Consider the following 22932-nt stretch of genomic DNA (forward strand, 5'->3'; position numbering starts at 1 on the left):
TTGATGACCCCCTTGCCTGCACCGTTGCGCTGGCTGCATTCCCTTGAATGGCGCCGTGGTTTATTCGACTGGGCACGCAGCGATGGCGTGACCTGGGTGTACATCTTCAAGGTGCTGATCGCCGCGTTCCTCACGCTGTGGCTGGCCATGCGCCTGGAACTGCCGCAACCGCGCACGGCGATGATCACCGTGTTCATCGTGATGCAACCCCAGAGCGGCCAGGTGTTTGCCAAGAGCTTTTACCGCTTCCTTGGCACCTTGGCAGGGTCGGCGGTGATGGTGCTGTTGATCGCCTTGTTTGCGCAGAACACTGAATTGTTCCTCGGCGCGCTGGCGATCTGGGTGGGTATTTGCACCGCTGGCGCGACGCGTAATCGCAACTTTCGCGCCTACGGTTTTGTACTGGCGGGCTACACGGCGGCGATGGTCGGTTTACCCGCCCTGGCCCATCCGGACGGTGCTTTTATGGCGGCGGTGTGGCGGGTGTTGGAAATCTCCCTGGGGATTCTCTGCTCCACGCTGGTCAGCGCCGCGATCCTGCCGCAGACCAGCAGCGCCGCTATGCGCAACGCCTTGTACCAACGCTTCGGTGTGTTTGCGCTATTCGTTACCGACGGCCTGCGTGGGCGTAGCCAGCGCGAAGAGTTCGAGGCCAGCAACGTGCGCTTTATCGCCGAAGCCGTGGGCCTGGAAGGGCTGCGCAGCCTCACTGTGTTTGAAGACCCGCATATGCGACGGCGCAACGGTCGGCTCAGTCGCCTCAACAGTGAGTTCATGAGCATCACCACGCGTTTCAATGCCTTGCACCAGTTGTTGGAGCGGTTGCGCACGAATGAGGCGGATCACGTGTTCGCCGCGATCAAACCTGGCCTGCAAGACCTCGCCGAAGTGCTCGACGGTTTTTCCGGCCGCTCTCTTACGAGCCCCGACGCCGTGCGCCTGGTCAATCAATTGAGCGCCTACAAGGACGGCTTGCCCGCCAAGGTGCGCAGCCTGCGGGCGGCCTTCCAACAGGGCAACCCCAGCGAGGCCGAGCAACTGGATTTCCATACCGCGTACGAGCTGCTTTATCGCTTTGTCGACGACCTGCACAACTACGCGCAAACCCACGCGTCCCTGGCCGACCACAGCCATGCACGCGAAGACTGGGACGAACCCTACACCCCCAAAACTAACTGGCTGGCCTGCGCAGCGTCGGGAATTCGCGCGTCTTTTATCCTTATTGTGCTGGGCAGTTACTGGGTGGCCACCGCCTGGCCCAGCGGCGCGACCATGACCCTGATCGCCGCCGCTACCGTTGGCTTGTCCGCCGCCACACCCAACCCCAAGCGTATGGCGTTCCAGATGGCTTGTGGCACCTTGATCGGCGCGCTGGTGGGCTTCGTCGAAATGTTCTTCGTGTTCCCCTGGATCGACGGCTTCCCGCTGCTGTGCGTGATGCTCGCACCGGTGATTATCTTCGGTTCTTTCCTCGCTTCACGCCCGCAATACGCAGGGGTCGGCGTGGGTTTGCTGATCTTTTTCAGCACCGGCTCGGTGCCGGATAACCTCACCGTCTACAACCCCTACACCTTTATCAACGACTACATCGCCATGGTCATTGGCATGCTGGTGTGCGCGGCGGCGGGGGCGATCATTCTGCCGCCCAACAGCCGCTGGCTATGGCGCCGCCTGGAGCAGGATTTACGCGAACAGGTGGTTTACGCGATCAGCGGCAAGCTCAAGGGCCTGGCGTCGAGTTTTGAAAGTCGTACCCGCGACCTGCTGCACCAGGCCTACGGCCTCGCCGTCGGCCAGCCGCAAGTGCAGCGCGACTTGCTGCGCTGGATGTTCGTGGTGCTGGAGGTCGGCCACGCGATCATCGAGTTGCGCAAGGAGCAGGCGATTCTGCCGGTACACCCGGCGTACGCCGAATCCCAGCCGTGGCGCCAGGCGATCCGCGTGATGGGCCGCTCGCTGATGCGGTTGTTCCTGCAACCCAGTGCGAGCAATTTGGAGCGCGGCCTGATCGCCGTCGACCACGCCATCAGCCGCGTGCAGGCCACCGACGAACCCTTCGCCCCGCACTTCGACACGTCGGCCCTGCGTCGGGTGAAAAGTTATCTGCACTTTATCCGCACTTCACTGCTGGACCCGCAATCGCCACTCGCGGCCCTTAAAGGAGCCCCGCATGCCTCGTGAAATCGCCTTCCACGGCATCTACATGCCGACCATGACGTTGATGTTTTTGATCGCGGCAGGGCTGGCCTGGGCGCTGGACCGCTTCCTGGCCGGGTTCGACCTGTACCGTTTTTTCTGGCACCCGGCGTTGTTGCGCTTGAGCCTGTTCGTTTGCTTGTTCGGCGCGCTGGCGCTGACCGTCTACCGTTGAGAATGCCCCGATGAAAAAGTTTTTCAGCCTGCTCGCGACCTTGCTGGTTCTGGCCCTGGCGATCTGGATTGGTCGCACGTTGTGGGTCAATTACATGGAGACGCCCTGGACCCGCGACGGCCGCGTGCGCGCCGACATCATCAATGTCGCTGCCGACGTCACCGGTGAAGTCATCGACGTGCCGGTGCATGACAACCAGCTTGTTAAAAAGGGCGACCTGCTGATGCAGATCGACCCTGAGCACTACCGCATCGCGGTCAAACAAGCTCAATCGTTGGTTGCCTCCCGCAAAGCCACCTGGGAAATGCGCAAGGTCAACGCCCACCGCCGAGCCGATCTCGACGCCCTGGTGATCTCCAAGGAAAACCGCGACGACGCCAGCAATATCGCTGACTCGGCCCTGGCGGATTACCAACACGCCCAGGCGCAACTGGAGGCCGCCGAACTTAACCTCAAACGCACCCAAGTGGTGGCGGCGGTGGACGGCTACGTCACCAACCTCAATGTGCACCGTGGTGACTACGCACGCATCGGCGAAGCGAAAATGGCCGTGGTGGATATGAACTCGTTCTGGGTCTATGGCTTCTTTGAAGAGACCAAGCTGCCCCATGTGAAAGTCGGTGACAAAGCCGATATGCAACTGATGAGCGGCGAGACGCTGAAGGGGCACGTAGAAAGCATCTCGCGCGGTATCTATGACCGCGACAACCCCGAGAGTCGCGAGTTGATCGCGGATGTGAACCCGACCTTCAACTGGGTACGTTTGGCCCAGCGGGTGCCGGTGCGGATTCACATTGATGAAGTACCGGAGGGGGTGTTGCTGGCAGCGGGGATTACTTGCACGGTAATCGTCGACCAAACACACCACTGAGAATGTGCAGGTCGCGCTGCCGGTTCATGACTAATACCTACGGCCCAAACCGCACCAGCATCCGCTGACCCACCCGCAGTGACTCCGGCGGTGGCTGATCGAACGCCAATATGCATTCAACCGTGCGCATGTTGGCCCTGACCAATGCATCCTCTTCAAGGGTGCTGTTGCCCAATACCGAGCTGATGCGCACAACGTGGGCCGACAGCGGTGCTAAAGCGTTGCCGCTGTCATCCGTGATTTCGGCCTTCATTCCAGGGACTACCGCGCCGGTGAACGACTCGTTCAGTTCGGCCCTTACGATACGTGCCTGGTTCGGCAGCAAGACGAAGGCGGGTCCGGACTGTGACGAGACTGCGGCGCCAGGTTGGATCAGGCGACGGACCACCTCGGCGTCGATCGGCGCGCGCAGGCTGCGCTTCGCCAATTCGTAACGTGCGGCCGTCAGTTTTCTCGCTGCAACTTCGGCCTCTCCTTGATTCCTTTCAATATCGTCGCGTAACCGTTCGGCGACTTCGTGAGCCTCATCGGCACTCTGCCTGTCGCCCGCACCCGCAGTGGCTGCCGTTGTCAGGCGACTGGCCTTCTGTTCGGCAAACTTAAGCTGTCTTGCGAGTTGTTTGGCTTGAACCTGAACCTGTTGTTGCTCGGTCTGAGCGGCACTGACGGCCAACTGTGCCAGTTCGCTGTCCAGGGTGGCGAGCAGTTGGCCCTTCTTGACATGCTCACCTTCACTGACTTTGATCTCGGCAACTACGCCGTCGCGAGTGATGCCCAGCTTGAGCAAACCGCCTTCCACATCAATACGGCCGCGAGCCACCGCCAGGTAGGTCGGGGTCGATGCCGCGGGCTTCGAGGGTGGGTCTTCACGGGAGCAGCCGGGCAGCAGCAAAAGTGCGGTACTTAGAACCAGCCATGGGCGAAGCGAACGCGCGTTCATACAGAGTGTTCCTGGGCTCCGGCCGTAGTGGCCGGTTGGAAGGGGATGGGGTGATCGCTCAAGATGCGGCCGTCTTCTATGGTCAATACCCGGTCAGAGTTGCTGATCAGCCGGGGGTCGTGACTGACGCACAGCACCGTGGTCCCACGCGTGCGTGCGATCCTGTGCAAAATGTCGATCACGATTTGGCCGTTAGCGGCATCGAGGGCACTGGTGGGTTCGTCAGCGAATAACAACTGGGGGGCCTTGGCCACGGCGCGGGCAATGGCGACGCGCTGCTTTTCGCCGCCGGACAACTCGGCCGGGCGCAGTTTCATGCGCGGGCCCAGCCCGACGTCTTCCAGGGCCTCGATGGCGCGTTGTCGTATTTCCTGTGCCGGGAGCCCGAGGTAGCTCAACGGCAACTCGACCTGTTGCAGCGCAGTCAAGGCTGGAAACAGGTTGAAACCCTGGAATACGAAGCCGGTGTGCTGCAGGCGAAAGTCCTCCAGCGCCCGCGCATCGAGGCTGGCCAGGTCTTGCCCCAGCGCCGTGGCGCTGCCTTGGTCAGGTCGCTGCAAGCCGCTGAGAATGGCCAGCAGTGTGCTTTTGCCACAGCCGGACGGACCTGAGATCAGGGTGAGTTCGCCGGGGCATATCGCCAAGCTAATATCATGCAGCACGGGCGTTACGACCCGACCCGAGGTAAACGATTTGCTGATACCGCTGGCTTGAAGCGTGACGGGTGTGGCTGATGTCAGGAGGCTCATGGGCGGTCTATCTCAAAAGGCTTGCTGGGTCGGCGTGGCGCAAGGTGCGGATGGCCGCCAGGCCCGACACAAGTGCCAGGACCATGCTCAGGAACAGACAAGCCAGGGCTGCAACGGGCGAGAGTTCCACCGGCACGTTGTAGTGCCCCGCCAGTACGAAGAACAGGCCGGCCAGGACCGAACTGCCAAGCAGCCCCAGTGCCCCGACCCAAAACGCCTGCTCCATCACCACTTTGCGCAAGGCATTCACGCCGACGCCAAGGGCGTTCAAGGTTGCGTATTCGCGGATTGAACCCACGATGGCGGCAACCAGCGTCTGGCTGGTAATTACGGCGCCCACCAGGAAGACAATCGCCGCCAGAAATAGCACGCCGGCGCCGGCGCCGGTGTCGAACATCCAATACATCTGGGAGCGCTGGGCGAACTCTTTTGCTGTCCATACGGCGTAGCTGCCGAACGCGGAACCGGTGCCTAGGCGCGCGGCAACCGCATCCGCTTGTGCGGGATCGCGTAGCTTCGCCACCAGGTAGGTAATGCCGTCAGTCGTGGCCGTGGTGTCGAGTTGCCGAGCGGTGGACAGTGACGCCAGCACATTCACCCCGCCGAGCGCGCGCAAACCGCTGGCGACGCCGACCACGCGGACACGATGACCATTGATGGTCGCGTTATCCCCAAGGTTGACGCCCAGACTGCTCAGGTCGGCCCGATCAACGATCACTGCCCCGGGTTCGTCCAGGCGAGCACGCAGCTGCGGCGACAGTACGCGACCAAATATCATGCCTTGCGGCCCGGCATCGATACCGGAGACAAAGACCGACACGCCACCGGTGTCTCGCGTACCGCGCCAGTCGGCGTCCACCCAGCGGTACGATTCCACCCTGAGTACGTCGGCGTCCATGCGCAAGCGCATTTCTACGCCTGGGTCGATCGACCTCCCGAGGTTGACACTTTGGGTGCCGGGATAACCGACCCAAAGGTCGGCCGTAGAGCCTGTGATGTAGAGGCTGGCACTGCCGAAGATCCCCAGTACCAAGGCGGCCTGGAGCAGCTGCAGCAAGCCTGCGAAGCCCACCGCAATCATCGCGGGCAGGAAGCGGCGCCACTCATGGATCAGTGTCAGACGGGCAAGCGCTACCATCAGTCAGCATCCTTCAACGTAGGCGCCGGCAAGGGTGCTCCGCCGAGCGCCTTGTAGAGCGCTATATAGGCGATGCCCCGTTCGGTGCTCGCGCTGTCGGCCTGTTGCTTGGCGTGTAGTTCTTCTACCCGGGCAGTCGCCAGGTCCAGTGTGCTCATCAGCCCCAGGCTAGCCCGCTGTTGCAACGCCTCCAGGCGTGTTTGCGTCTCGGTATAGACCTGGCGGGACGCTTGCTCGCGTAGGCGCGTCTGCTCGAGATCACCCATGGCGATTTCGGCTTCAGCGACGCCTTGCAAGACCGCCTGCCGATAAGCCAGAACCGCCGCTTGCATCTGGTGATCTTTTGCTTGCGCAGACGCGGCACGTTGGCCCCAGTCGAGCAACGGGATATTGATCCCCGGCCCGGCCGAGAAAATGCTGTTGCCGCTGGGTGTGTGCTTGCGATTGCTGGCAATGTTCAGCGACCACTGCAACGAGGCGCCCAAGCTGAGGTGCGGGTACATATCGGCCCGGCTCATCCCCAGTTCCCCGGCGGCCATCAGGACCTCGGCTTCAGCGCTGGCAATTTCCGGACGCGTGCGCAACAGGTCCGCAGGTACGCGGTTGAGCTGCCATTGGCCAAGCGTGGGTTGTGGGCCGGGCCGCAGCCAGAGAGCGTCGGGTTCAGGCTTGCCTGACAGCAGCGCCAACTGCTGCGCGTTGCGGTTAATCAGTTGTCGCGGCCCGGTCAGCATCATTTCGGCCCGCGCCAGTTCAGCCTGCGCGCCAACCACGTCAGAGTGCGGCGCCAGTGCGAGTTGTTCGCGTACCCGCAACAGCTGCAGTTTTTCACGCTGAGTGTCGCGGATGGCCGTCAGCGCGCGTTCTGCCTGCTGCGCCGAGCGTAATTCAATCCAATGCCGTGTGACCTCAGCGACCAAGGACACCTGGATGCTGCGCAAGTCGGCTTGTACCAAGGCCTCGTTGCCTTGGGCCAGGCGATCGGCGCTTTGCTTGGCCCCAAACAATGGAAGCTCCCACTGCGAGTCGAAGCCGATCAGGAAGTACGACGTGCTGGTGTCAGGGCTTATGGCGTCGTGGGTCTTTATCGCCAGCGAGGGTAAATAGGGAGATTGTGAATGTTGGGTAAGTACACGCGTGGCACGCAGGCGCTCGACTGCCGCTGCAACATCCAGATTGTTTTGCAATGCCCGATCCACCAAGGTATCGAGTTCGGGGTCATTGAAGGCATGCCACCACTGAGTCAGGTCGGGCTTGAGCGGCAACAGAGGAGACGGCGCGTTACGCCATGCCTCTGGCGTGGGGGGCTTTAACGCCGGCAAAGGAGCTACTGAACAGCCAGTCACCGCTATCAGCACCAGTGATAGTGTGCAAAGCGTGCGGCAAGAGCGCGATCTGTTAAAAGGCTTGATAGGGTTCACCCAAGAGATACCAGGACTGCTTTAGTGGAGCTGTGCGGACTGCGATCAAAGACAAACGGGATTGGGGCGAGGTGAATATTTGTAACGTCGAGTGTCGAATCAGGGCGCCACTTTACTCGTAGCCCCCGTTCAGTTCTGTAGCGAAATTGTATTGAAGCGTAATGAGTGGCTTGTAGATACTTGGGACATTTGGCTGAGTCAAGCCTTGATAAAGGTTTCATGCAGGTGGCGCCATAGCAACGCACCGTCGGCCAGCTTCTCAAACACCACCGTGGCCCGGCGATCTGTCTGCGTGCCGCTGTCATCGATTTGATGCTCGCGGTAAGTCACCGTGGCACCGCGCGCATGCTGGTCAATCCCCGCCAATTCACTCAAGGTGATTTTCAATCCCGGGCGCATGCCCCCCAGGCGAGTGAACAGGGCATTGACCCCGGCGGTATTTACCCTGGTGCCGGTGGCCGGTGCAATCATGCTGAACTCCGGGGAGAAGCGTGCGAGCAAGCGCTGCAGTGTACCTTGCGGTGCAACCCCGGCAAACCATTGCTCGATCTCGACGTGGGTCTGGATCACTTCGTCAAAAAAATCGCTGTAATCGATCATTGTTGAGGCTCGTTGGCAGGGTGAAGCAGTGTCCGAACCCTGGACGTATCCAGGCGCAGCACTGCAAAGAGCGGCAGCAGTGTCAGGGCTGCCGCTATCGTGAAGGTTATCGAGAAGGAATCCAAGGCCGACAGCAGAGCACTGAGCGCGGCGGCGCCCAGGCAGAAACTGACTTGCCGATTGATATTCCACAGGGCACTGGCATGGCCCATGTGTTCGGCCGGAATATCGAGAAATGCCAGGGTCTGCGCAGTGCTGCTGCACAGGCTACCGCCCAGGCCCATCAAGGCGTAGGCGCTGATGATCAGGGTCGGTTCGGGTTTGTTCAGCAGCAGGATGCCGATGCACTGCAACGCCATGCCCGCCAGTAGCAACAGTATTGGGCCGCAACGGTTGAACAGCTGTTTGCTGAGAAAAATCGCCAGCGCCGATGCCAGCGCCCACGGCAACATCAGTGCGCCGGTGCGTGTTGCGTCATAACCCAGGCCGCGCAGGTAGAGGATGGCGATCAAGCTGGTGCCGATAAATATGCCGGGAATGCACAGGTAGACCAGCATCGCCACTCGCAACATCGGGCTGGCGATCTGTTTGAAAATACTGCCCAGATCCAGGCTTGGGCGGATAGCCGTGGGGGCGTCGGGTTTTATCCACTGCAGTGCCAGCAGCAAAGTGATCAATGCCAGCGGCAGGTTGGCGTAGAAGATCCAACGCCAGGACACGCTGTCGACAATCATCCCGCCCAACGCCGGGGACAACGCTGGCACCAGCAGCGCCACCGACATCACTCGCGCCGTCAGGTGGCTACGCTCTGCCGCCGGAAAGTGCCGATAAGCCATCGCTTGCCCCACGGGAATCAGCAACCCACCGCCCAGCCCTTGCAATGCACGCCAGCCAATCAGCGCGTCGATCGAGCCTGCCTGGCCGACCATCCCCGAGGCACCGGCAAATAACATCAGGCTTGCCGCGATCAGCGTCCGCTCGCCCATGATTGCCGCCAGCCACACACTTAACGGAATGATCAGCGTAAGCCCAAGCATGTAGGCATTGCTGATCCAGGCCAGTTGCGTGACCGACGCGTGCAACTCCCGCGCGATATCCGGATAGGCGACCGTGGCGACAAACATGTTCACCAAGTCCAGGGCGAAGCCCAGCAAAAAGATCCAGGCGATTTTCGAGCGGTAGTTCATGAGCGCGATCCTGCGAAAGAAGCGGGCAGGGTAGGCGTGATGCTGGGGGTTGGGATACGCCGGTTTGGCTGTTAGTTTGTCAAAAATATTTTGACAATGGAGGGCGTGGCCGATGGTAAGCCTGGATCGATTCGATACCTTCAAGGCCGTGGTCGAGGCCGGCTCGCTCACCGCCGCGGCGGACCTGCTGGGACAGACCCGTGCCGTGGTCAGCTTCAACCTCAAGCGCCTGGAGGCCGAATTGGGTGTCACCCTGCTGACGCGCAACACGCGCCAACTGGCGCTGACCGACGCCGGGGAGCGCTTCTACCTGCGTTGCACGCGCATGCTTGAAGAGGCGCGGCTGGCGGTGGAGGAGGCCCGTTCGGAACATGCCCAGCTCAAAGGCACGTTGCGCATTACCACCACCGTGGAATATGCGCTGGCGGTGGTCGCTCCGGCGGTGGAAGCTTTCCGCCGCTTGCATCCGGATTTGAACATTCACTTATCCACATCCTCCACCCACGCTGATTTGATCTCTGAGCGCTTTGACGTGGCGATTCGGCTGGGCAGTTTGTTGGACTCCAATCATCGCGCGGTACAGTTGTCGACGTTTGAGGTGTTCGCCGTTGCGGCGCCGGAGTTTGCTGGGGTTAACACGCTGGATGAGTTGGAGCAGGTGCCGAGATTGGGGCATGGGCGGTTGACTGAATTGACGATGATTGACCCTGCTGGAGACGAGCATCAATACCGCACCGGTCAAACGGCGCTGGTGGCCGACAATGCGGCGGTCCTCCAGGCCTTCGCTGTGCGCGGGCATGGTGTGGCGGTTTTGCCACAATGGCTGGTGCAGGAGGATCTGGAGGCAGGGCGGTTGGTGCGCCTGTTGCCGGATCATCGCTTTGCCTCACAAGGGGTTTATGCGATGTATCCGGACACCCGGCATTTGCCGCTGAAGGTGCGGGCGTTTATTGATTTTATGAAAGGCTAGAGTGAGCCCACGAGCCCAAAGCGTTTCTTCAGCACCTTCTCCAGCAGTGCCTTGGGCAGCAACGCCGCCATCAACGGTAACGCCCGGCTGCCATTCCCCGCACGCAATAGCCGGGGCGGCGCTGGCTGTTGCACAGCGTTGAGCACCTGAGCCGCAAATTGGTTGGCCGGGGTCGGGTTGTTTTGCGACGCCTGGGAGCGCGCACGAATGCCTTCGCGCAATGGCCACCAAGGTGACTGTTCATTGATCAGCAACTCGGCCTGGGCGCCGGCATTCTTGGCAAAGCGGGTATCGATAGCCCCTGGTTGAACTTCCATCACCTGCACACCAAAGGGCGCCAGCTCCATGCGCAATGCATCGCTCAAGGCATGCACGGCGGCTTTCGAGGCGCAATACGCGCCGGCAAACGGCGTAACCAGTACACCCGAGACGCTGCCGATGTTTACCACCAGCCCTTTACGACGACGCAGGGCCGGGAACAGCGCCTGGGTCACGCCGACGATGGAAAACACGTTGGTTTCGAATTGCCGTTGCATGGCCTCGGTGCCGCCATCGAGCAATGGGCCCATGGCACCGTAGCCGGCGTTATTGACCAGCACATCCAGCTCACCCAGTTGTTCGGCCAGGCGCTGCAAGGCGGCACTGTCGTTGACGTCCAGTTGCACGGCATTGAAGCCGGCGGCGGACAAGTCGGCGACATCTTCCGGACGACGAGCGCTGGCCCACACGTTGAAGCCTGCGGATTTGAAGGCATCGGCCAAGGCACGGCCGATACCGCTGGAGCAACCAGTGATGAGTACGTTAGGCATGGATCAGTCCTTTGTCAGTCCGAGAAGCTGCCTTGCAGGTGCTCGGCGCGAAATTCCAGGGTTTGCGGGCGGTAGCCAGGGCGCAGAGGGGGAGCGGGCAAGCAGTCATCCCAGGTCTCGCCGGCTTGCAACTCGCCCGGGCCGCGATAGCGCGGGGCAGCATAGACGTTATCGGCCAGGTTGACCGTGTCGCCCGGCGCGTAGGCTGCGACGCGCCAGCGCAGTTCGGTCAGGGGAACATCGTTGGTGTTCTTTAATGTCAGCTTTAACGGTCTGTCGGCTTGGCATTCTTGCGGCGCATAACTGATGCGCAGTTCCAGGCGTGCCAGTTGCGAGGCTTCGCGGCTATCCAGCCACACCACCCAAATGGCCACGAAGCCCAGGCCGACGGCAGCAGCGAGCGATACCGGCAGTGCCTTGGCGGGGTAGCGCAACAGCAGGATCAGCCAGGTGATGATCAATAGAACGCCGAAGAACATGGAAACCACCTCGAGTAGGGAACGAGCATCCTAACTTAAGCGTAGGTGGGATTGGCTGGCTTGAGAGGTGTGTTGGCTGGTACAGGTCGGGTTGGGAGGCTGAAATCCAGGGCGTCTGCCACAGGACATATCCCTTAATAGGTTTTTTTCGCCGTATTTGCGCCAGATAACACTCAAGGGTGCAGGCGTTTGCCCACGTGAATGTGTGGCGATTCCCTGTTGTCTGTCATCCAGTGTGAGATCGAACCTATGATTATTAACCCCCTCAGCTCGGTTCATCAGCAACCGACTGCTGTTCTTACGATGCTGGTCGCGTCTACATCTGAGCCCGTGCCCGATAGCGAACCTGAGATACCTTCTGAACGGGACGTACGTTCACGCCCACGGTTGCGACGCAGCATTGAATTGCAAGGCGACCCTGTCAGCGACAGATCGCAAATCAGTCAGCTCATGCTCACGGAGGTTGGGAATGTCCATAACGCCCAGAGCCTGATTATCGCTTTGGGTGAAGTCCGAGAGTCCTTGGCCAAGAGCTCCGGCCAGGATGTTGCGGCGTTACTGGAAACGAAGACGTTCAGCGTTCATTCACTGTCTGCTTTTGGCCGTGCCTATGATATTGCGCCGCACCAGCAAGTGCCGGTGGCCTGGTTTCTGAGGGAAAACAAGCTGTATGTCCCGAAGGACCTTGAGCAACTGGTTAACCTCATCGAAGTGACTAATGAGCCTTTGCCCGAGGAGGCAGATCTCGGAAATTTTTGGGGCCTGCTGTCCCAGCCAGCCACGCTGGAGGCTGAACAGCGTACGAAGTTACGCACCCTGGCGACTGAAGAGATGGCCAAGTTGTCGCCCGGCAACGGCATGTTCGCGGTTTTTCATGGGAAACACGCTGCTTCGGTCCAAGGGAAGAGCGCAGCCGACGTCCTCGATAGGATGATTGCGAGTCCTGAGCTTCAAGCGTTGGGTCAAACACTGGAGGTGGCTTTCAATGGGGGGGATACGCCGATGTCCGCCCGCTCTTCTGATTGGGCCATGGCTGCGATGGTGCTGGAACTCGATCCGCAGGCGGGCAGTAAGCGGGGTGTAGTGGCAGGCTATGAGCTTTATCAACCGACCAACTGGGGTGTCAGGCCTTCGGTCGTGGTGGAGCGTCTGGCCCGGCACCTGGTGGAGCAGGGCAAGGTCGGCGCCGATATGGCGCCGGCCGCCGCACGTTTGTTGCTGGCGGGCGCGGCGCCTGAATATATCGTTGCCGATATGCCCAATAATCTGGTGGTGGGTTCTGCGGCCTTTGCCAAGCTGTCGACGGTCGTGGCGGTGCAAGAGGTGTCGGCGCCGGGTATTGCGGCAGTCACCGATTTTCAAACGTTCATGAGATTAGCTGGCCACAGCCCTGTCTCGGACGTCGAGGCAGCCATTGAGGTCAAGGCCCAGTCCCACGCGCTGATTGAGTGGGGAGTGGCCCAGGGCAGAATTCCCCGAAAGGACCATGAAACCTATACGTCGGTAGAGGTGGAGGGGTTACGCGATGCTTTCAACCAAGAGCTCGGTACGCTGAAAAAAGCTGAGGAGCAACTAGGCACCCGCTTGCCAAGCCGAAGGGCCATAGCGCTTGAAGAGCTGAAAAAAGCTTATGGTCCTGACGGGCCCTTTGGGGTACGCAATATTCGCATTACCAACATCGATGCCAGCGAGAGCGAGTACCACTCGTTACTGGACATCTACATGGCGGGGAAAATGCACCGTATCCCTCGGGGGGAACGCTACGATTTTCAGATAGGTGACCGCTTCCTGCGCGTCAAGCCGCTGCCTGATATCAATCAACAGTTCAGCAGCCAGTTCGATAATTACTTTAGCGGCGTGAAAGAGGGCGTTGCGACGAGCGTCAAACATCAGTTGTCGCAGCTGCCTTTGGAAGACAGACAAACTATCGCATCGGGCAAGGTCGAGTTTTTTTCCTTGCGCAAAGCCAGTGTCGCGCAAGCTGACGAGACCGAGACCGAGTCCTCGACTGAGGCGCAAGCGGCCAAAGCGCGTTATGGGCTGTTGATGCGAGTGGAATCCAAGATAGATAAGAATGGCAGTGACCAGGACTACAAAAATCTGCGCTATGTCTACTACGAAGTGCTTCCCCTGCAAGGGATCATCCGCCGCCGTGACGACCTGCCCAGGTATCCGCCGAACCCCGCTCCCAGAGTGGCCGGCCCCGAAACCTACGTCGAACGTCAGGCTAAAGGGGTGGGTGTCTGGGTTGATTACGAGGCATATGCGAGCGGTGCCCAACCACAGTTGGAAACGCTCTCCTATGGGCTTTTGACCGAGAAGGTCAGTGCTCCCTACATGCCTGAACCCAAGCGAGGCCAGGACGCCAATGCGGCGGTTCACTCAAATCCGCGCTTTGCCATGATTGGCAAGGTGATGGCCGACCACCTGCTGCATGATCGCGAAGGCATGAAGGCCGATGCCAAAGGCGTGACGGAAGTGGAAAAGGAAGAGGCCGACATCAAGGCCGGGCATGATTTTGTCACCGGGCTGATTCCATTCAAGACCGCTATAGAGCATGCCGTCAAAGGCAATACCGGAGCGGCTATCAGGGACTTCGCACTGGATATTTTCGGCTTTGTCATTCCTTTCGGCAAAGGGGTGGGGCTGGCGGGTAAAGCACTTGGCAAGGTGGGCGAGAAGCTCGGGACGCGGGCCTTCAAGGCTTCGGAGACTATTTTGCGGGCAACAGCCAGTGGTCTGAATCCCGCCGATGGTTTGGGAAACGTGGCATTCGGGGCCGCAAAGGTCGGCAAGACAGTGATGCAGCGCAGTTACAAGGAACTTAAGGAAATACTGCAGGGGCAGCATTTCAATGTGGGCGGCTCAGGCAAAGTATCGGGTGTCAGCAACGGCGGGAGCGCACTACCGAGCAGTCGCCAGTTGCCCGACCTCAGTGCTCACTCGCGGCCTGACAGTTTGCTTGAGGGCCGCACGATAAAAGGAGACGGCACTTATCAAGTCGGCGAGCAGCACTATGTTCGCTACACCGATGGCACCGGCATCAACAAGGTCTTTGAAATCAGTCGTGTCTACAAAGTCAACGGCGGGCATGTCCGGGTGATTGATCCTGCCAACCAGAAAACCGTGGCGTTCCTGGAGCCTACAGGCAATGGCGAATGGCGATTGAACAGGTTGCTGGGTGGCGTCAGACCCGAAGCGCAGCAATCAGTCGCGACCGGAATGAGCATTATCCGGCCGCCAGCGAGCAAGCGTCCTGCCGGGCAGGGTAGTTCGGGTGGGGTGTCAGGTGGGCAACCTATCGCTAAACGGCCGAAGGTGCCTGAAAGTTTTCCAGGCGAAAAAGCGCTTATGGACCCGCCCGTCAAAGGCGTGAATCAGTTTTATCACTACACTGGAAAAAGGTCCCATGACTCAATCGTCCGAGATTGGAATCTTGAATCTTCAGTTTTAAATCCAGCAGGTAAACCTTTATCAAGAGGGCAGGGCAGGCATTACTTTACTGATCTGGCTCCTGAAGATATGGCGAGCACAAAAATCTCCGAGACCATTTTTGGGCGTCGAAAACATGGTAATGCGTTGGACAAAATGACGCATTACTACGAGGTTAATACCTCGGGTTTGACGATCATGAAAACCGATAATCCGCATATTTTTTATGTGGACACCCCCTTCGCTTTGCCCTTGAAGTACAGGGCCAATGGTGAGCCGGTCAGTCGAATCATAAGTCATGGTGAGACGCCATTCACCGAGCTTGCTTGAAGCCAGGCGGCGCCCATCACTCATTGCGGATAGGGGACGCAATGAGTGATGGGCGCCGGTTTCATCGTCGGTTACTGCGCGATAGTTTTCACCGACACACCCCGCTCAACCGGCGTCGAGCGCCCGTAGATATCTTCAAACCGCTCGATATCGTCTTCGCCCAAATAGCTGCCCGATTGCACTTCGATGATTTCCAACGGGATCTTGCCCGGGTTGCGCAGGCGGTGCACCGAGGCGATCGGGATGTAGGTGGACTGGTTCTCACAAAGCAGGAACACGTTTTCGTCACAGGTGACTTCGGCCGTGCCGCTGACCACGATCCAGTGTTCGGCGCGGTGGTGGTGCATTTGCAGCGACAGGCACGCGCCTGGCTTGACCGAGATGTGCTTGACCTGGAAACGCCCGCCCATGTCCACCGAGTCGTAGGAGCCCCATGGGCGGTAGACCTCGCAGTGGTTCTGGGTTTCGCTGCGGCCCTGTTCGTTGAGGGTGTTGACCATCTGCTTGACGCCCTGGACCTTGTCCTTGTGGGCAATCATCATCGCGTCCTTGGTTTCCACCACCACGATGTTGTCCAGGCCGATCACCGACACCAGTTTGCCGTTGCCGTGGATCATGCAGTTCTTGCTGTCCTGGATCACCACGTCGCCCTTGGTGACGTTGCCGTTGGCGTCTTTATCGTTGACCGCCCACAGCGACGCCCAGCAACCCACATCACTCCAGCCGGCGCTCAGCGGTACCACGCAGGCGCGTTGGGTTTTTTCCATCACGGCGTAGTCGATGGAGTTGTCCGGGCAGCAAGCGAAGGTGGCGTCGTCGAAGGTCACGGTGTCGGCGGTCTGCTCGCTGCGTTCCAGGGTCAGCACACAGGTGTCGTAGATATCTGGATCGTGCTTTTTCAGCTCTTCAAGGAAGCGGCTGGCGCGGAACAGGAACATGCCGCTGTTCCAGAAATACCCGCCGCTTTTGACGAACTCGACGGCGCGTTTTTCATCGGGTTTCTCCACGAACTGTTGCACGCGGCTCACGCCTTCGGGCAACAGCGAATCAGCGGTGGACTTGATGTAGCCATAACCGGTTTCCGGTCGAGTGGCCGGTACGCCGAACAGCACCATCTCGCCACGCTCTGCGGCCACGGTGGCCAAGGCAAGAGCGCGTTGCAGGGCTTTCTGGTCGTCGATCACGTGATCGGCCGGTAGCACCAGCATCAGTTCATCGCGGCCTTCGTTGACCAGCATCATCGCGGTCAGCGCCACGGCCGGGGCAGTGTTGCGGCCGAAGGGCTCCATCAGGATGCGTTGGCATTCCAGCTTACGGTTGCTCAATTGCTCGTTGACGATAAAACGGTGGTCCTTGTTGCAGACCACGATTGGGGCGTCCATACCGTCGAACACCAGGCGCTCCAGGGTTTGCTGGAACAGTGTGTGTTCGCCGGTCAAGGCCAGGAATTGTTTCGGAAACTGTTTGCGGGAAAGCGGCCAAAGACGTGAGCCGCTACCACCGGAAAGGATTACTGGGATCATGGGTGTTTCTCCTTGAATCGATTGGGGTCAGAGCCCACCCCGACAGGGGCGGGCCTCAAGTTGAAAAGCTAATCAGCGGGTCGACACCGGGCGTTTCACCCAGACTGACGAGATGCTCGAACCGGAGCCCGTCACATACAGCACCGCTGCTTCACCACGTTCCAAAGCAACCGGCTTCACATCGCCGACTTTCTTGTCACCGTCGTACAACGCCAGGCTCACCTTCACCGGGTTGATTTCACGTTCGCCACGGCCCTTGGCGGCCACCGACTTGACCACGTCGGTCTTGCCATCGGCGGTTTTCAGGGTCAGGGCCTTGTCGCTGAGGTTCTGCACGCGCACCAGGGATTTTTGCTTGTTCTTGAACGGTGGCTCTTCGATCAGTTGTGGCTGACCACTGCCGCTGTTGACCAGGGTGTAATAGTGATCGGCGGCAAGTTTGAGCGGCACGGTCTGGCTGCCGACCTTGGCGCTGTAGTCACCGCCCGGCATGAAGCTGAAGTCGCTGCTGGCCAGTGGCGCAACATCGCTCAGGTTGGTGCTGCCAACTGTCGCGCTGACTTCCTGGTTGGAGGCGTTGTAGATACGCACAAAGCTTGAGCCTTTTGGCGCGACGGGGCCGTACAAGGCGGCATCACCGGCGAAGGCAGACATCGAAATAACGCTCATGCCGGCAACCAGTGCCAGGGTTTTAGCGAGACGACGGGGAGTAGTAGTGAATGTCATGTGAGTGACCTCTCTTTCAGTTTTGCGCCCGGTTGGGCGTCTCGGATTTTTGAGTGTTCAAAGCCATGTCTTGTTGGCGCATACCGGCTTGTTTGAGTTGCGCAACCCACTGCGGGTCGGCGTCGCCGATTTCGTTGTTCACAGGCAGATAACGTTCAGGAAACTCCCAGATCAGCACCTGTGGCGGGCTGTTCTTGAAGTCATCGCTTTTCAGGTAGCTGAGCATCGGCAGGATCGGGCCGTGGCCGTCTTCGGCGTAGCTGATCACGTCGCTGTGCAGGGCTTGCTTGAGCGCGCCGACGAAGTTCCAGTTGGGGTTGGCGCTGTAGCTGGTGCCCACCAGAGCCACCGGGGTTTCGCTGTCGCTGAACAACGTGTCCTCGCCCTTGCTGTCGGCCAAGTGCGTGGCGCGTTTTTGCAGCGGCTCTTTGGGCGGCATCAGGTTTTCAAACAGCGGGTCCAGCGGCAGAAACAGGCGCAGATCGCCGCTGTGCGGCTCGGTTTTTTCGGCTTCAGTGACAAAGCGCTGAGGCTCACCACTCAGCGGCGTCTTGTCGGCAATCACCTTGGCCAGTTGTTTGGCCGCGATTTCAGCGCCGTCAGGCGTCCAGTGGGTGTCGGTGCGCAGGAACACTTGCTTGCCGCTGAGCTTGGCCTGTTGCAGCGGGCCGAGCAGGTCGGGGGCAATGATTTTGTCGGCCGCTACGCGGGCATGGAAGCCCTGGTACAGGTTGGCGTGGATGCTCGCCGGTTTCACCTCACCCAGGTGTTCCGGGTACAGGCGCACCTTGGCCGGCACGATCGCCATCACCAATTGGATGCCTTGGGCCTTGAGCTTCTGGCGCACGCCTTCGACCAGGGCGTAGTTGCCCTCAAGGTTCTGCTCTTCGTTGACGGCGGGGTTGAACTCCTCGTCGCTGTACAACCAGTGATCGCGGCCCAGCACCACGCCAGGGCGGCCTTCATTAAACAGCTTGTAGTCCAACGCGGCCCAGAGGTTGGTGCCCAAACGCTTGATCGGGAACGCGTCGTCGTAGTGAGTCTCGACGGCTTTGGTCCAGCGACCGTTAAGCACCGTCGCGTCGGCGTTGGTGCTGAAGCCGAAGAAACTGCGCATCGACCACAGGCCCAGCACCAGCAGCATGGCCAGGAACAAGGCGATATAGAGCACGCGGAATGAACGGGTCATCTCGGCTCCCTCAGAATTGGAAGTAAAGGAACGGCGAAAAGCTCTGCGCCGAGAGTTTGAAAATCGACGCTGCGAACAGCACCAACACACAGGTACGCACGGCGTAGCCCGGCACTGACTGAGTGACACGGACGGCGGCCGGATGGTCGCGGTAGAAATCGCGCAGGCCAAAGAACACCAACGTTGCGTACGCCACTACCAGGGTTGCCACTTGCAGGCCGGTGAGGTTGGCGCGGTTGAGTTCCGACAGCGACCACTCGCCAAAGCTGAACATCGCACCGTACATACGGCCGGCGACGTGCAGGTTTTCGGCGCGGAAGATCACCCAGCCCATCACCACCAGCAGGAAGGTGAAGGCCCAGCGCACCGGGTTGAAGCTGCGCGGCGAAGTGTTGAGGCCGATGGCTTTTTCAATCGCCAGCCACATGCCGTGCCACGCGCCCCACACGATGTAAGTGATGTTCGCGCCGTGCCACAGACCACCGAGCAACATGGTCAGGAACAGGTTGCGGTAGGTGGTCAGCGTGCCTTTGCGGTTGCCTCCCAGGGTGATGTAGAGGTAATCACGCAGCCAGGTCGACAGGCTGATATGCCAGCGGCGCCAGAACTCGGTGATCGACTGGCTGATGTACGGCTGCTTGAAGTTTTCCATAAAGCGAAAACCCATCATCAAGCCCAAACCGATGGCCATGTCGCTGTAGCCGGAGAAGTCAAAGTACAGCTGCGCGGTGTAGGCCAGCGCGCCGAGCCAGGCATCACCCGTGGTGGGGTTTTGCAGGGCGAAGCAATGATCGGCCACCACCGCGAGGGTGTCGGCGATGAACACCTTTTTGATGAAACCCTGCATGAACCGTGTGCAGCCCTCGGAGAATTTATCGAGGGTGTGGGTGCGGTTGTTGAACTGGTCGGCCAGGTCGCGAAAGCGCAGTACGGGGCCTGCAATCAGGTGCGGGAAGATCGCCACGAACGCCGCAAAGTCGATCAGGTTGCGGGTTGCCGGAGTGTCGCCGCGATACACGTCGATGATGTAGCTGATGGACTCGAAGATGTAGAACGAGATACCGATCGGCAACAGCACGTGGGTGAGGATAAAGGGCTCCAGGCCCGCCGACTTCATCATCAGGTTGATGCTGTCGACGCCGAAGTTGGCGTACTTGAAGTAGCCGAGGATGCACAGGTCGACTGCCACGCCCAGCAACAGCCAGCGCTGGGCCGGTTTGGTGCGCACGCCTGCCGCACCGACCTTGAGGCCGATCCAGTAATTCCACAGCGTGACGGCGGCGAACAGTGCCAGGAAGTCCACTCGCCACCAGGCGTAGAACATATAACTGGCAATCAGCAGCAGCAGATTGCGATAGCGTTGCCCGCTCAAGTAGTACAAGCCGAGAAAGATCGGCAAGAACAGAAACAGGAACACATTGGACGAGAAAACCATCCCGATCTCTCCATGTTTAACAGACAGTCAAGGGCCGCAGCCCCCCCCAAACCCCCCCACGAATTTCGGGGGAGGTTGCGATCGTTCCCACGCTCTGCGTGGGAATGCCTCTTGTGACGCTCTGCGTCACGCTTTGGAACGCAGAGCGTCCCGTGCTGCATTCCCACGCAGAGCGTGGGAACGATCAGCGACTAGTTGCCTTTGTTGCCTTTTTCATGCGTCGGGTCGTAGACCTTGGTCAGGTCGCCGCCGAGCCGAAAGGTTTTGAACGGCTGCATCCCATGCTTGCGCTCGAGCACATCCGGCGCGCAGGTGTAGAGGGTGCAGAACGGTTCGAGCCAGGCAAATTTCATGTCCTCCTTGAGGTCCTTCATGTCCTGTTCTTTGCCGTTCTTCTGTTCGAAGATGTCCGGGTCTTTGACCCCGGCCAGCACCTTGTCGCCCAGGCGTTTGAGCGCGCTGTTGTTTTCCTGGCGCAGGTCCACGCCGTTGACCAGGGCAAAGCTTGCGATCATCGACAGCGGCGGCAGGGCGTAGTTGTGGTACGACAAAGCCCGCTGCTGACGCTTCAATTCATTCGGCAAGAAGCCTTGGTCATCGACCTGGTTCACGCCGACCTTGTATTCCTTCACTGCCCAATCAAACAGGTCGCGGCGATTGGTGGCGATGGACGTCGCCATCACCGACCAGGCGGCCCAGTACGAGTGGTTGTTGGTTTTTTCCAGCGGCAGGTTGTCCCAGTCGCTCACCACCTGATCCGCAAGCTTGTTGAACCAGGCTTCGATCAGTTGTGATTCCTGCTGGTGGTTGGCCAATGGGTGGGAGTCGGAAAATTTCAGGCGTACATAGGCGGAGGCCATGCTGCCCAGCGCCCATTTGCGCATGGACTTGCCGGTGTGGTTGAAGTCCTTGGACATCAACGCATCAGCCTTGGCCCAGCTCGTAAGCCAGTTCAACGTGCATTCCAACTGCTCCGGGCGACCGTCGCGCATGAATTGCATCACACGTTTGCTGGTGTCTTTTTCCATCGTGGTGATATCGGCGGTGCTGTCGCGAAAGGCTTTTTCCGACTGCACATTCAAGGTGGAGCGCGCCTTGTCCGAACCTTCGTACTTGCTGCGAAATTGCAGCGAGCCGGTGTACGGCGCCGGCATGGCGTCGCAGTCATTCTTGAAGTCGCCGGTCTTGACGGCCTCAATCGGTGCGAAGTAGCCCTGAGGTGGACGCAGCTGCGCGGCGGCGTTGACGGAGCCGGCGAAGATCGCCATGCCCAGTAACGTTGGAATCAATAATTTCTGCATAGGTAACCTCATTGCCCGAGTTGAGCGGTCTGTTGACCGCCGCTTGGGAATACGTTGCGTGTGCAAATTTTCGCTTCAACCTTCTGCGCGGCTTGCCCTGCTTCAGGGCCCTGGACTTCCACGGCGAGTAAGTTCTGCGAGGCCCAGTCGTCATCGGTGCGCAATTCAAAGGCGAAACGCCCGTCTGTGTCTGATGTTTCGGGTTTTTCGATCTTGAGGTCCTCGTGGCGACCGTTCATGTACCAGAGGGTGGCTTGCAAGGTTTTCACCGACGGGTCGGCGAAGCGGATGTCGACTTGGTGGCTGCTGTTACGCAGGTCTTTGTTCGAACTATTGACCAGCAATTCGTTCTTGCCGGGTTTCAAGGTGGTGCTGGCGCTCATCTGCGCAGTCTTGCCTTCGCAGCCGTTGTCGAGCAGCGACATCATCTGACGGTAGATGGTCTCTTGGTCAAGGCGATACAGTGGCGAGAACTCCCAGATCAGAATCTTCGGCGGGCTCTTCTGGAATTCATCGCTGCCCAGGTACTGGATCATCGAGCCTTCGAGGCCGCCGCCGGGGAAGGCGACGTTGAGGATGTCGGCACCGATTTCCTGTTCCAGGAAGCCGGCGAAGTTGTAGTTCTTGCCGCTGTGGCTGGTGCCCACCAAGGTGATCTGCGGGTTGCCCGAATCGCCGAACAGGTCGCCGTCACCCGCTTCGCCCTTGGGCTCGGTGGTGAACTGGTCCATGTACTGAATTGCGTAGCTGGTGCCGCAGAGTTGCCCGGCCATATTGTGCAGAGTGCCGGTCTTGCCCATGCGCCCGGAGCGCTTGGTTTCGAATTCACGCTGGGGGATGCCGGCAAACGCCGGCATTGCACGCACTGTGGCGCCGACGATTTTCGCGGTGCGCTGGGCGCCGTAAGGCGTCCAATGCTGGTCGCCACGGAAGTAGAAGTCGTGGGCCGGCAGTTCGTCAGGAAGCTGTTCGTTGGTCAACGGCGACAGGTCCGGCACCACATAACCCATCTTGGCGAAACGGCCGAGCATGGTCTTGTAGTTACCCAACGCCTTGTCGAAATCGAACGTGGCTTTTTCCTCGGGGTTGAGCTTGTTGCGGTTCACCAAACCACGGGTCGGCTGGTAGACCACCACCAACTCAACGCCCTTGGCCTTGAACGCGTCGTGCAACTGTTGCATGCGCTTATAGCCGGCGGGGCTGGTGTCGAATTCGGTGCGCAAATCTTCCTGGGTCCGGAACAGCCAGTCGCCTTGGGCTTGTACCAGGGTGGTGAAGTTCTGCTGGTAGCGCGTGGTGTAGTTCTTTGCATCATGGGCTGCCGGGCACAGGCTGCAGCAGGGTTCTGCGGTGAAGTTGGGTGCTTTGACTTCATCGGCGCGCACGCCCTGGCTGGCCGCGAGCAGGCCGAGGGTCAGACCCGAGAGGCTCAGCAGTTTGATCATGTGTGGGTGCATAAGG

19 protein-coding genes are annotated in these 22932 nt (G+C 59.8%); 5 read left to right on the forward strand and 14 right to left on the reverse strand.

Annotated elements, in window-relative coordinates; all coding sequences use genetic code 11:
* Positions 1–3 precede the first annotated feature (3 nt).
* The 3 genes from BFL40_RS22850 to BFL40_RS22860 are packed head-to-tail and all read left to right on the forward strand — an operon-like array spanning position 4 to position 3242.
* Entirely contained in the window at positions 4–2181 is a 2178-nt protein-coding gene (locus tag BFL40_RS22850) for an FUSC family protein (RefSeq protein ID WP_071486048.1), read from the forward strand.
* Entirely contained in the window at positions 2171–2371 is a 201-nt protein-coding gene (locus BFL40_RS22855; RefSeq protein ID WP_071486049.1) for a DUF1656 domain-containing protein, read from the forward strand. The genes BFL40_RS22850 and BFL40_RS22855 overlap by 11 nt, the downstream gene beginning before the upstream one ends.
* Before the next feature lie 10 nt (positions 2372–2381).
* Positions 2382–3242 carry an efflux RND transporter periplasmic adaptor subunit gene (locus BFL40_RS22860; protein ID WP_071486050.1) on the forward strand — a complete coding sequence of 287 codons (861 nt, stop codon included), beginning with the start codon at positions 2382–2384 and terminating at the stop codon, positions 3240–3242.
* Positions 3243–3279: 37 nt separating this feature from the next.
* Here the strand turns inward: BFL40_RS22860 and BFL40_RS22865 are convergent, their stop codons facing one another.
* The 6 genes from BFL40_RS22865 to BFL40_RS22890 all read right to left on the reverse strand — a co-directional run bounded on the left by BFL40_RS22865 (position 3280) and on the right by BFL40_RS22890 (position 9277).
* On the reverse strand, positions 3280–4182 hold the full coding sequence (locus BFL40_RS22865; protein ID WP_071486051.1) for an HlyD family secretion protein: 903 nt from the start codon (positions 4180–4182) through the stop codon (positions 3280–3282).
* Positions 4179–4931: an ABC transporter ATP-binding protein gene (locus BFL40_RS22870; RefSeq protein WP_071486052.1), complete on the reverse strand. Its 753-nt coding sequence runs from the start codon at positions 4929–4931 to the stop codon at positions 4179–4181. Before BFL40_RS22870 ends, BFL40_RS22865 begins: the two co-directional genes overlap by 4 nt.
* 7 nt (positions 4932–4938) lie before the next feature.
* On the reverse strand, positions 4939–6069 hold the full coding sequence (locus BFL40_RS22875) for an ABC transporter permease (protein WP_071486053.1): 1131 nt from the start codon (positions 6067–6069) through the stop codon (positions 4939–4941).
* Positions 6069–7334, reverse strand: a complete 1266-nt coding sequence (locus tag BFL40_RS22880) for a TolC family protein (RefSeq protein WP_256254440.1) — start codon at positions 7332–7334, stop codon at positions 6069–6071. The genes BFL40_RS22875 and BFL40_RS22880 overlap by 1 nt, the downstream gene beginning before the upstream one ends.
* Before the next feature lie 354 nt (positions 7335–7688).
* Entirely contained in the window at positions 7689–8090 is a 402-nt protein-coding gene (locus BFL40_RS22885) for a DUF4440 domain-containing protein (RefSeq protein WP_071486055.1), read from the reverse strand.
* Positions 8087–9277, reverse strand: coding sequence for an MFS transporter (locus tag BFL40_RS22890; RefSeq protein WP_071486056.1), 1191 nt, complete (start codon positions 9275–9277; stop codon positions 8087–8089). Before BFL40_RS22890 ends, BFL40_RS22885 begins: the two co-directional genes overlap by 4 nt.
* 112 nt (positions 9278–9389) lie before the next feature.
* On the opposite strand from BFL40_RS22890, the gene BFL40_RS22895 reads away from it, so the two are divergent.
* A complete protein-coding gene (locus BFL40_RS22895) occupies positions 9390–10247 on the forward strand; it encodes a LysR family transcriptional regulator (protein ID WP_071486057.1) in 858 nt (285 codons plus the stop codon).
* Here BFL40_RS22895 and BFL40_RS22900 read toward each other — a convergent pair.
* Positions 10244–11056 (reverse strand): SDR family oxidoreductase, encoded by an 813-nt coding sequence (locus BFL40_RS22900; protein ID WP_071486058.1) that lies wholly within the window; start codon positions 11054–11056, stop codon positions 10244–10246. The two genes, BFL40_RS22895 and BFL40_RS22900, sit on opposite strands and share 4 nt — an antisense overlap.
* A 14-nt stretch (positions 11057–11070) precedes the next feature.
* A complete protein-coding gene (locus BFL40_RS22905) occupies positions 11071–11535 on the reverse strand; it encodes a multidrug transporter (RefSeq protein WP_071486059.1) in 465 nt (154 codons plus the stop codon).
* A 249-nt stretch (positions 11536–11784) separates the two neighbouring features.
* Here BFL40_RS22905 and BFL40_RS22910 point away from each other — a divergent pair, with 249 nt between their 5' ends.
* Positions 11785–15297, forward strand: a complete 3513-nt coding sequence (locus BFL40_RS22910; RefSeq protein WP_235864717.1) for a Clp protease/crotonase-like domain-containing protein — start codon at positions 11785–11787, stop codon at positions 15295–15297.
* A gap of 71 nt (positions 15298–15368) precedes the next feature.
* Here BFL40_RS22910 and BFL40_RS22915 read toward each other — a convergent pair whose 3' ends face one another.
* From BFL40_RS22915 to BFL40_RS22940, 6 genes are all read right to left on the reverse strand, one after another.
* Complete coding sequence (locus tag BFL40_RS22915) at positions 15369–16820, reverse strand: mannose-1-phosphate guanylyltransferase/mannose-6-phosphate isomerase (RefSeq protein WP_071486060.1); 1452 nt, start codon at positions 16818–16820, stop codon at positions 15369–15371.
* Between the two features lie 72 nt (positions 16821–16892).
* Positions 16893–17546, reverse strand: a complete 654-nt coding sequence (locus tag BFL40_RS22920; protein WP_071486061.1) for an alginate O-acetyltransferase AlgF — start codon at positions 17544–17546, stop codon at positions 16893–16895.
* 16 nt (positions 17547–17562) lie between these two features.
* Positions 17563–18735, reverse strand: a complete 1173-nt coding sequence (locus BFL40_RS22925; protein ID WP_071486062.1) for an alginate O-acetyltransferase — start codon at positions 18733–18735, stop codon at positions 17563–17565.
* Positions 18736–18745: 10 nt separating this feature from the next.
* A complete protein-coding gene (locus BFL40_RS22930; protein WP_071486063.1) occupies positions 18746–20170 on the reverse strand; it encodes an MBOAT family O-acyltransferase in 1425 nt (474 codons plus the stop codon).
* A gap of 191 nt (positions 20171–20361) precedes the next feature.
* Positions 20362–21471, reverse strand: coding sequence for a mannuronate-specific alginate lyase (locus tag BFL40_RS22935; RefSeq protein WP_083374588.1), 1110 nt, complete (start codon positions 21469–21471; stop codon positions 20362–20364).
* Between the two features lie 8 nt (positions 21472–21479).
* Positions 21480–22928 (reverse strand): alginate O-acetyltransferase, encoded by a 1449-nt coding sequence (locus tag BFL40_RS22940; protein WP_071486160.1) that lies wholly within the window; start codon positions 22926–22928, stop codon positions 21480–21482.
* Positions 22929–22932 lie beyond the last annotated feature (4 nt).

Source organism: Pseudomonas costantinii, assembly GCF_001870435.1.
Classification (GTDB): Bacteria; Pseudomonadota; Gammaproteobacteria; order Pseudomonadales; family Pseudomonadaceae; genus Aquipseudomonas; species Aquipseudomonas costantinii.

Excerpts from the sequence above, each read along its gene's own strand:
- BFL40_RS22900 (WP_071486058.1), bottom strand. The coding sequence starts at position 11,056 with ATGCCTAACGTACTCATCACTGGTTGCTCCAGCGGTATCGGCCGTGCC.
- BFL40_RS22905 (WP_071486059.1), bottom strand. The coding sequence starts at position 11,535 with ATGTTCTTCGGCGTTCTATTGATCATCACCTGGCTGATCCTGCTGTTG.
- BFL40_RS22855 (WP_071486049.1), top strand. The coding sequence starts at position 2,171 with ATGCCTCGTGAAATCGCCTTCCACGGCATCTACATGCCGACCATGACG.
- BFL40_RS22875 (WP_071486053.1), bottom strand. The coding sequence starts at position 6,069 with ATGGTAGCGCTTGCCCGTCTGACACTGATCCATGAGTGGCGCCGCTTC.
- BFL40_RS22850 (WP_071486048.1), top strand. The coding sequence starts at position 4 with ATGACCCCCTTGCCTGCACCGTTGCGCTGGCTGCATTCCCTTGAATGG.
- BFL40_RS22895 (WP_071486057.1), top strand. The coding sequence starts at position 9,390 with ATGGTAAGCCTGGATCGATTCGATACCTTCAAGGCCGTGGTCGAGGCC.
- BFL40_RS22915 (WP_071486060.1), bottom strand. The coding sequence starts at position 16,820 with ATGATCCCAGTAATCCTTTCCGGTGGTAGCGGCTCACGTCTTTGGCCG.
- BFL40_RS22930 (WP_071486063.1), bottom strand. The coding sequence starts at position 20,170 with ATGGTTTTCTCGTCCAATGTGTTCCTGTTTCTGTTCTTGCCGATCTTT.
- BFL40_RS22920 (WP_071486061.1), bottom strand. The coding sequence starts at position 17,546 with ATGACATTCACTACTACTCCCCGTCGTCTCGCTAAAACCCTGGCACTG.
- BFL40_RS22940 (WP_071486160.1), bottom strand. The coding sequence starts at position 22,928 with ATGCACCCACACATGATCAAACTGCTGAGCCTCTCGGGTCTGACCCTC.
- BFL40_RS22910 (WP_235864717.1), top strand. The coding sequence starts at position 11,785 with ATGATTATTAACCCCCTCAGCTCGGTTCATCAGCAACCGACTGCTGTT.
- BFL40_RS22925 (WP_071486062.1), bottom strand. The coding sequence starts at position 18,735 with ATGACCCGTTCATTCCGCGTGCTCTATATCGCCTTGTTCCTGGCCATG.
- BFL40_RS22890 (WP_071486056.1), bottom strand. The coding sequence starts at position 9,277 with ATGAACTACCGCTCGAAAATCGCCTGGATCTTTTTGCTGGGCTTCGCC.
- BFL40_RS22935 (WP_083374588.1), bottom strand. The coding sequence starts at position 21,471 with ATGCAGAAATTATTGATTCCAACGTTACTGGGCATGGCGATCTTCGCC.
- BFL40_RS22865 (WP_071486051.1), bottom strand. The coding sequence starts at position 4,182 with ATGAACGCGCGTTCGCTTCGCCCATGGCTGGTTCTAAGTACCGCACTT.
- BFL40_RS22885 (WP_071486055.1), bottom strand. The coding sequence starts at position 8,090 with ATGATCGATTACAGCGATTTTTTTGACGAAGTGATCCAGACCCACGTC.
- BFL40_RS22860 (WP_071486050.1), top strand. The coding sequence starts at position 2,382 with ATGAAAAAGTTTTTCAGCCTGCTCGCGACCTTGCTGGTTCTGGCCCTG.
- BFL40_RS22870 (WP_071486052.1), bottom strand. The coding sequence starts at position 4,931 with ATGAGCCTCCTGACATCAGCCACACCCGTCACGCTTCAAGCCAGCGGT.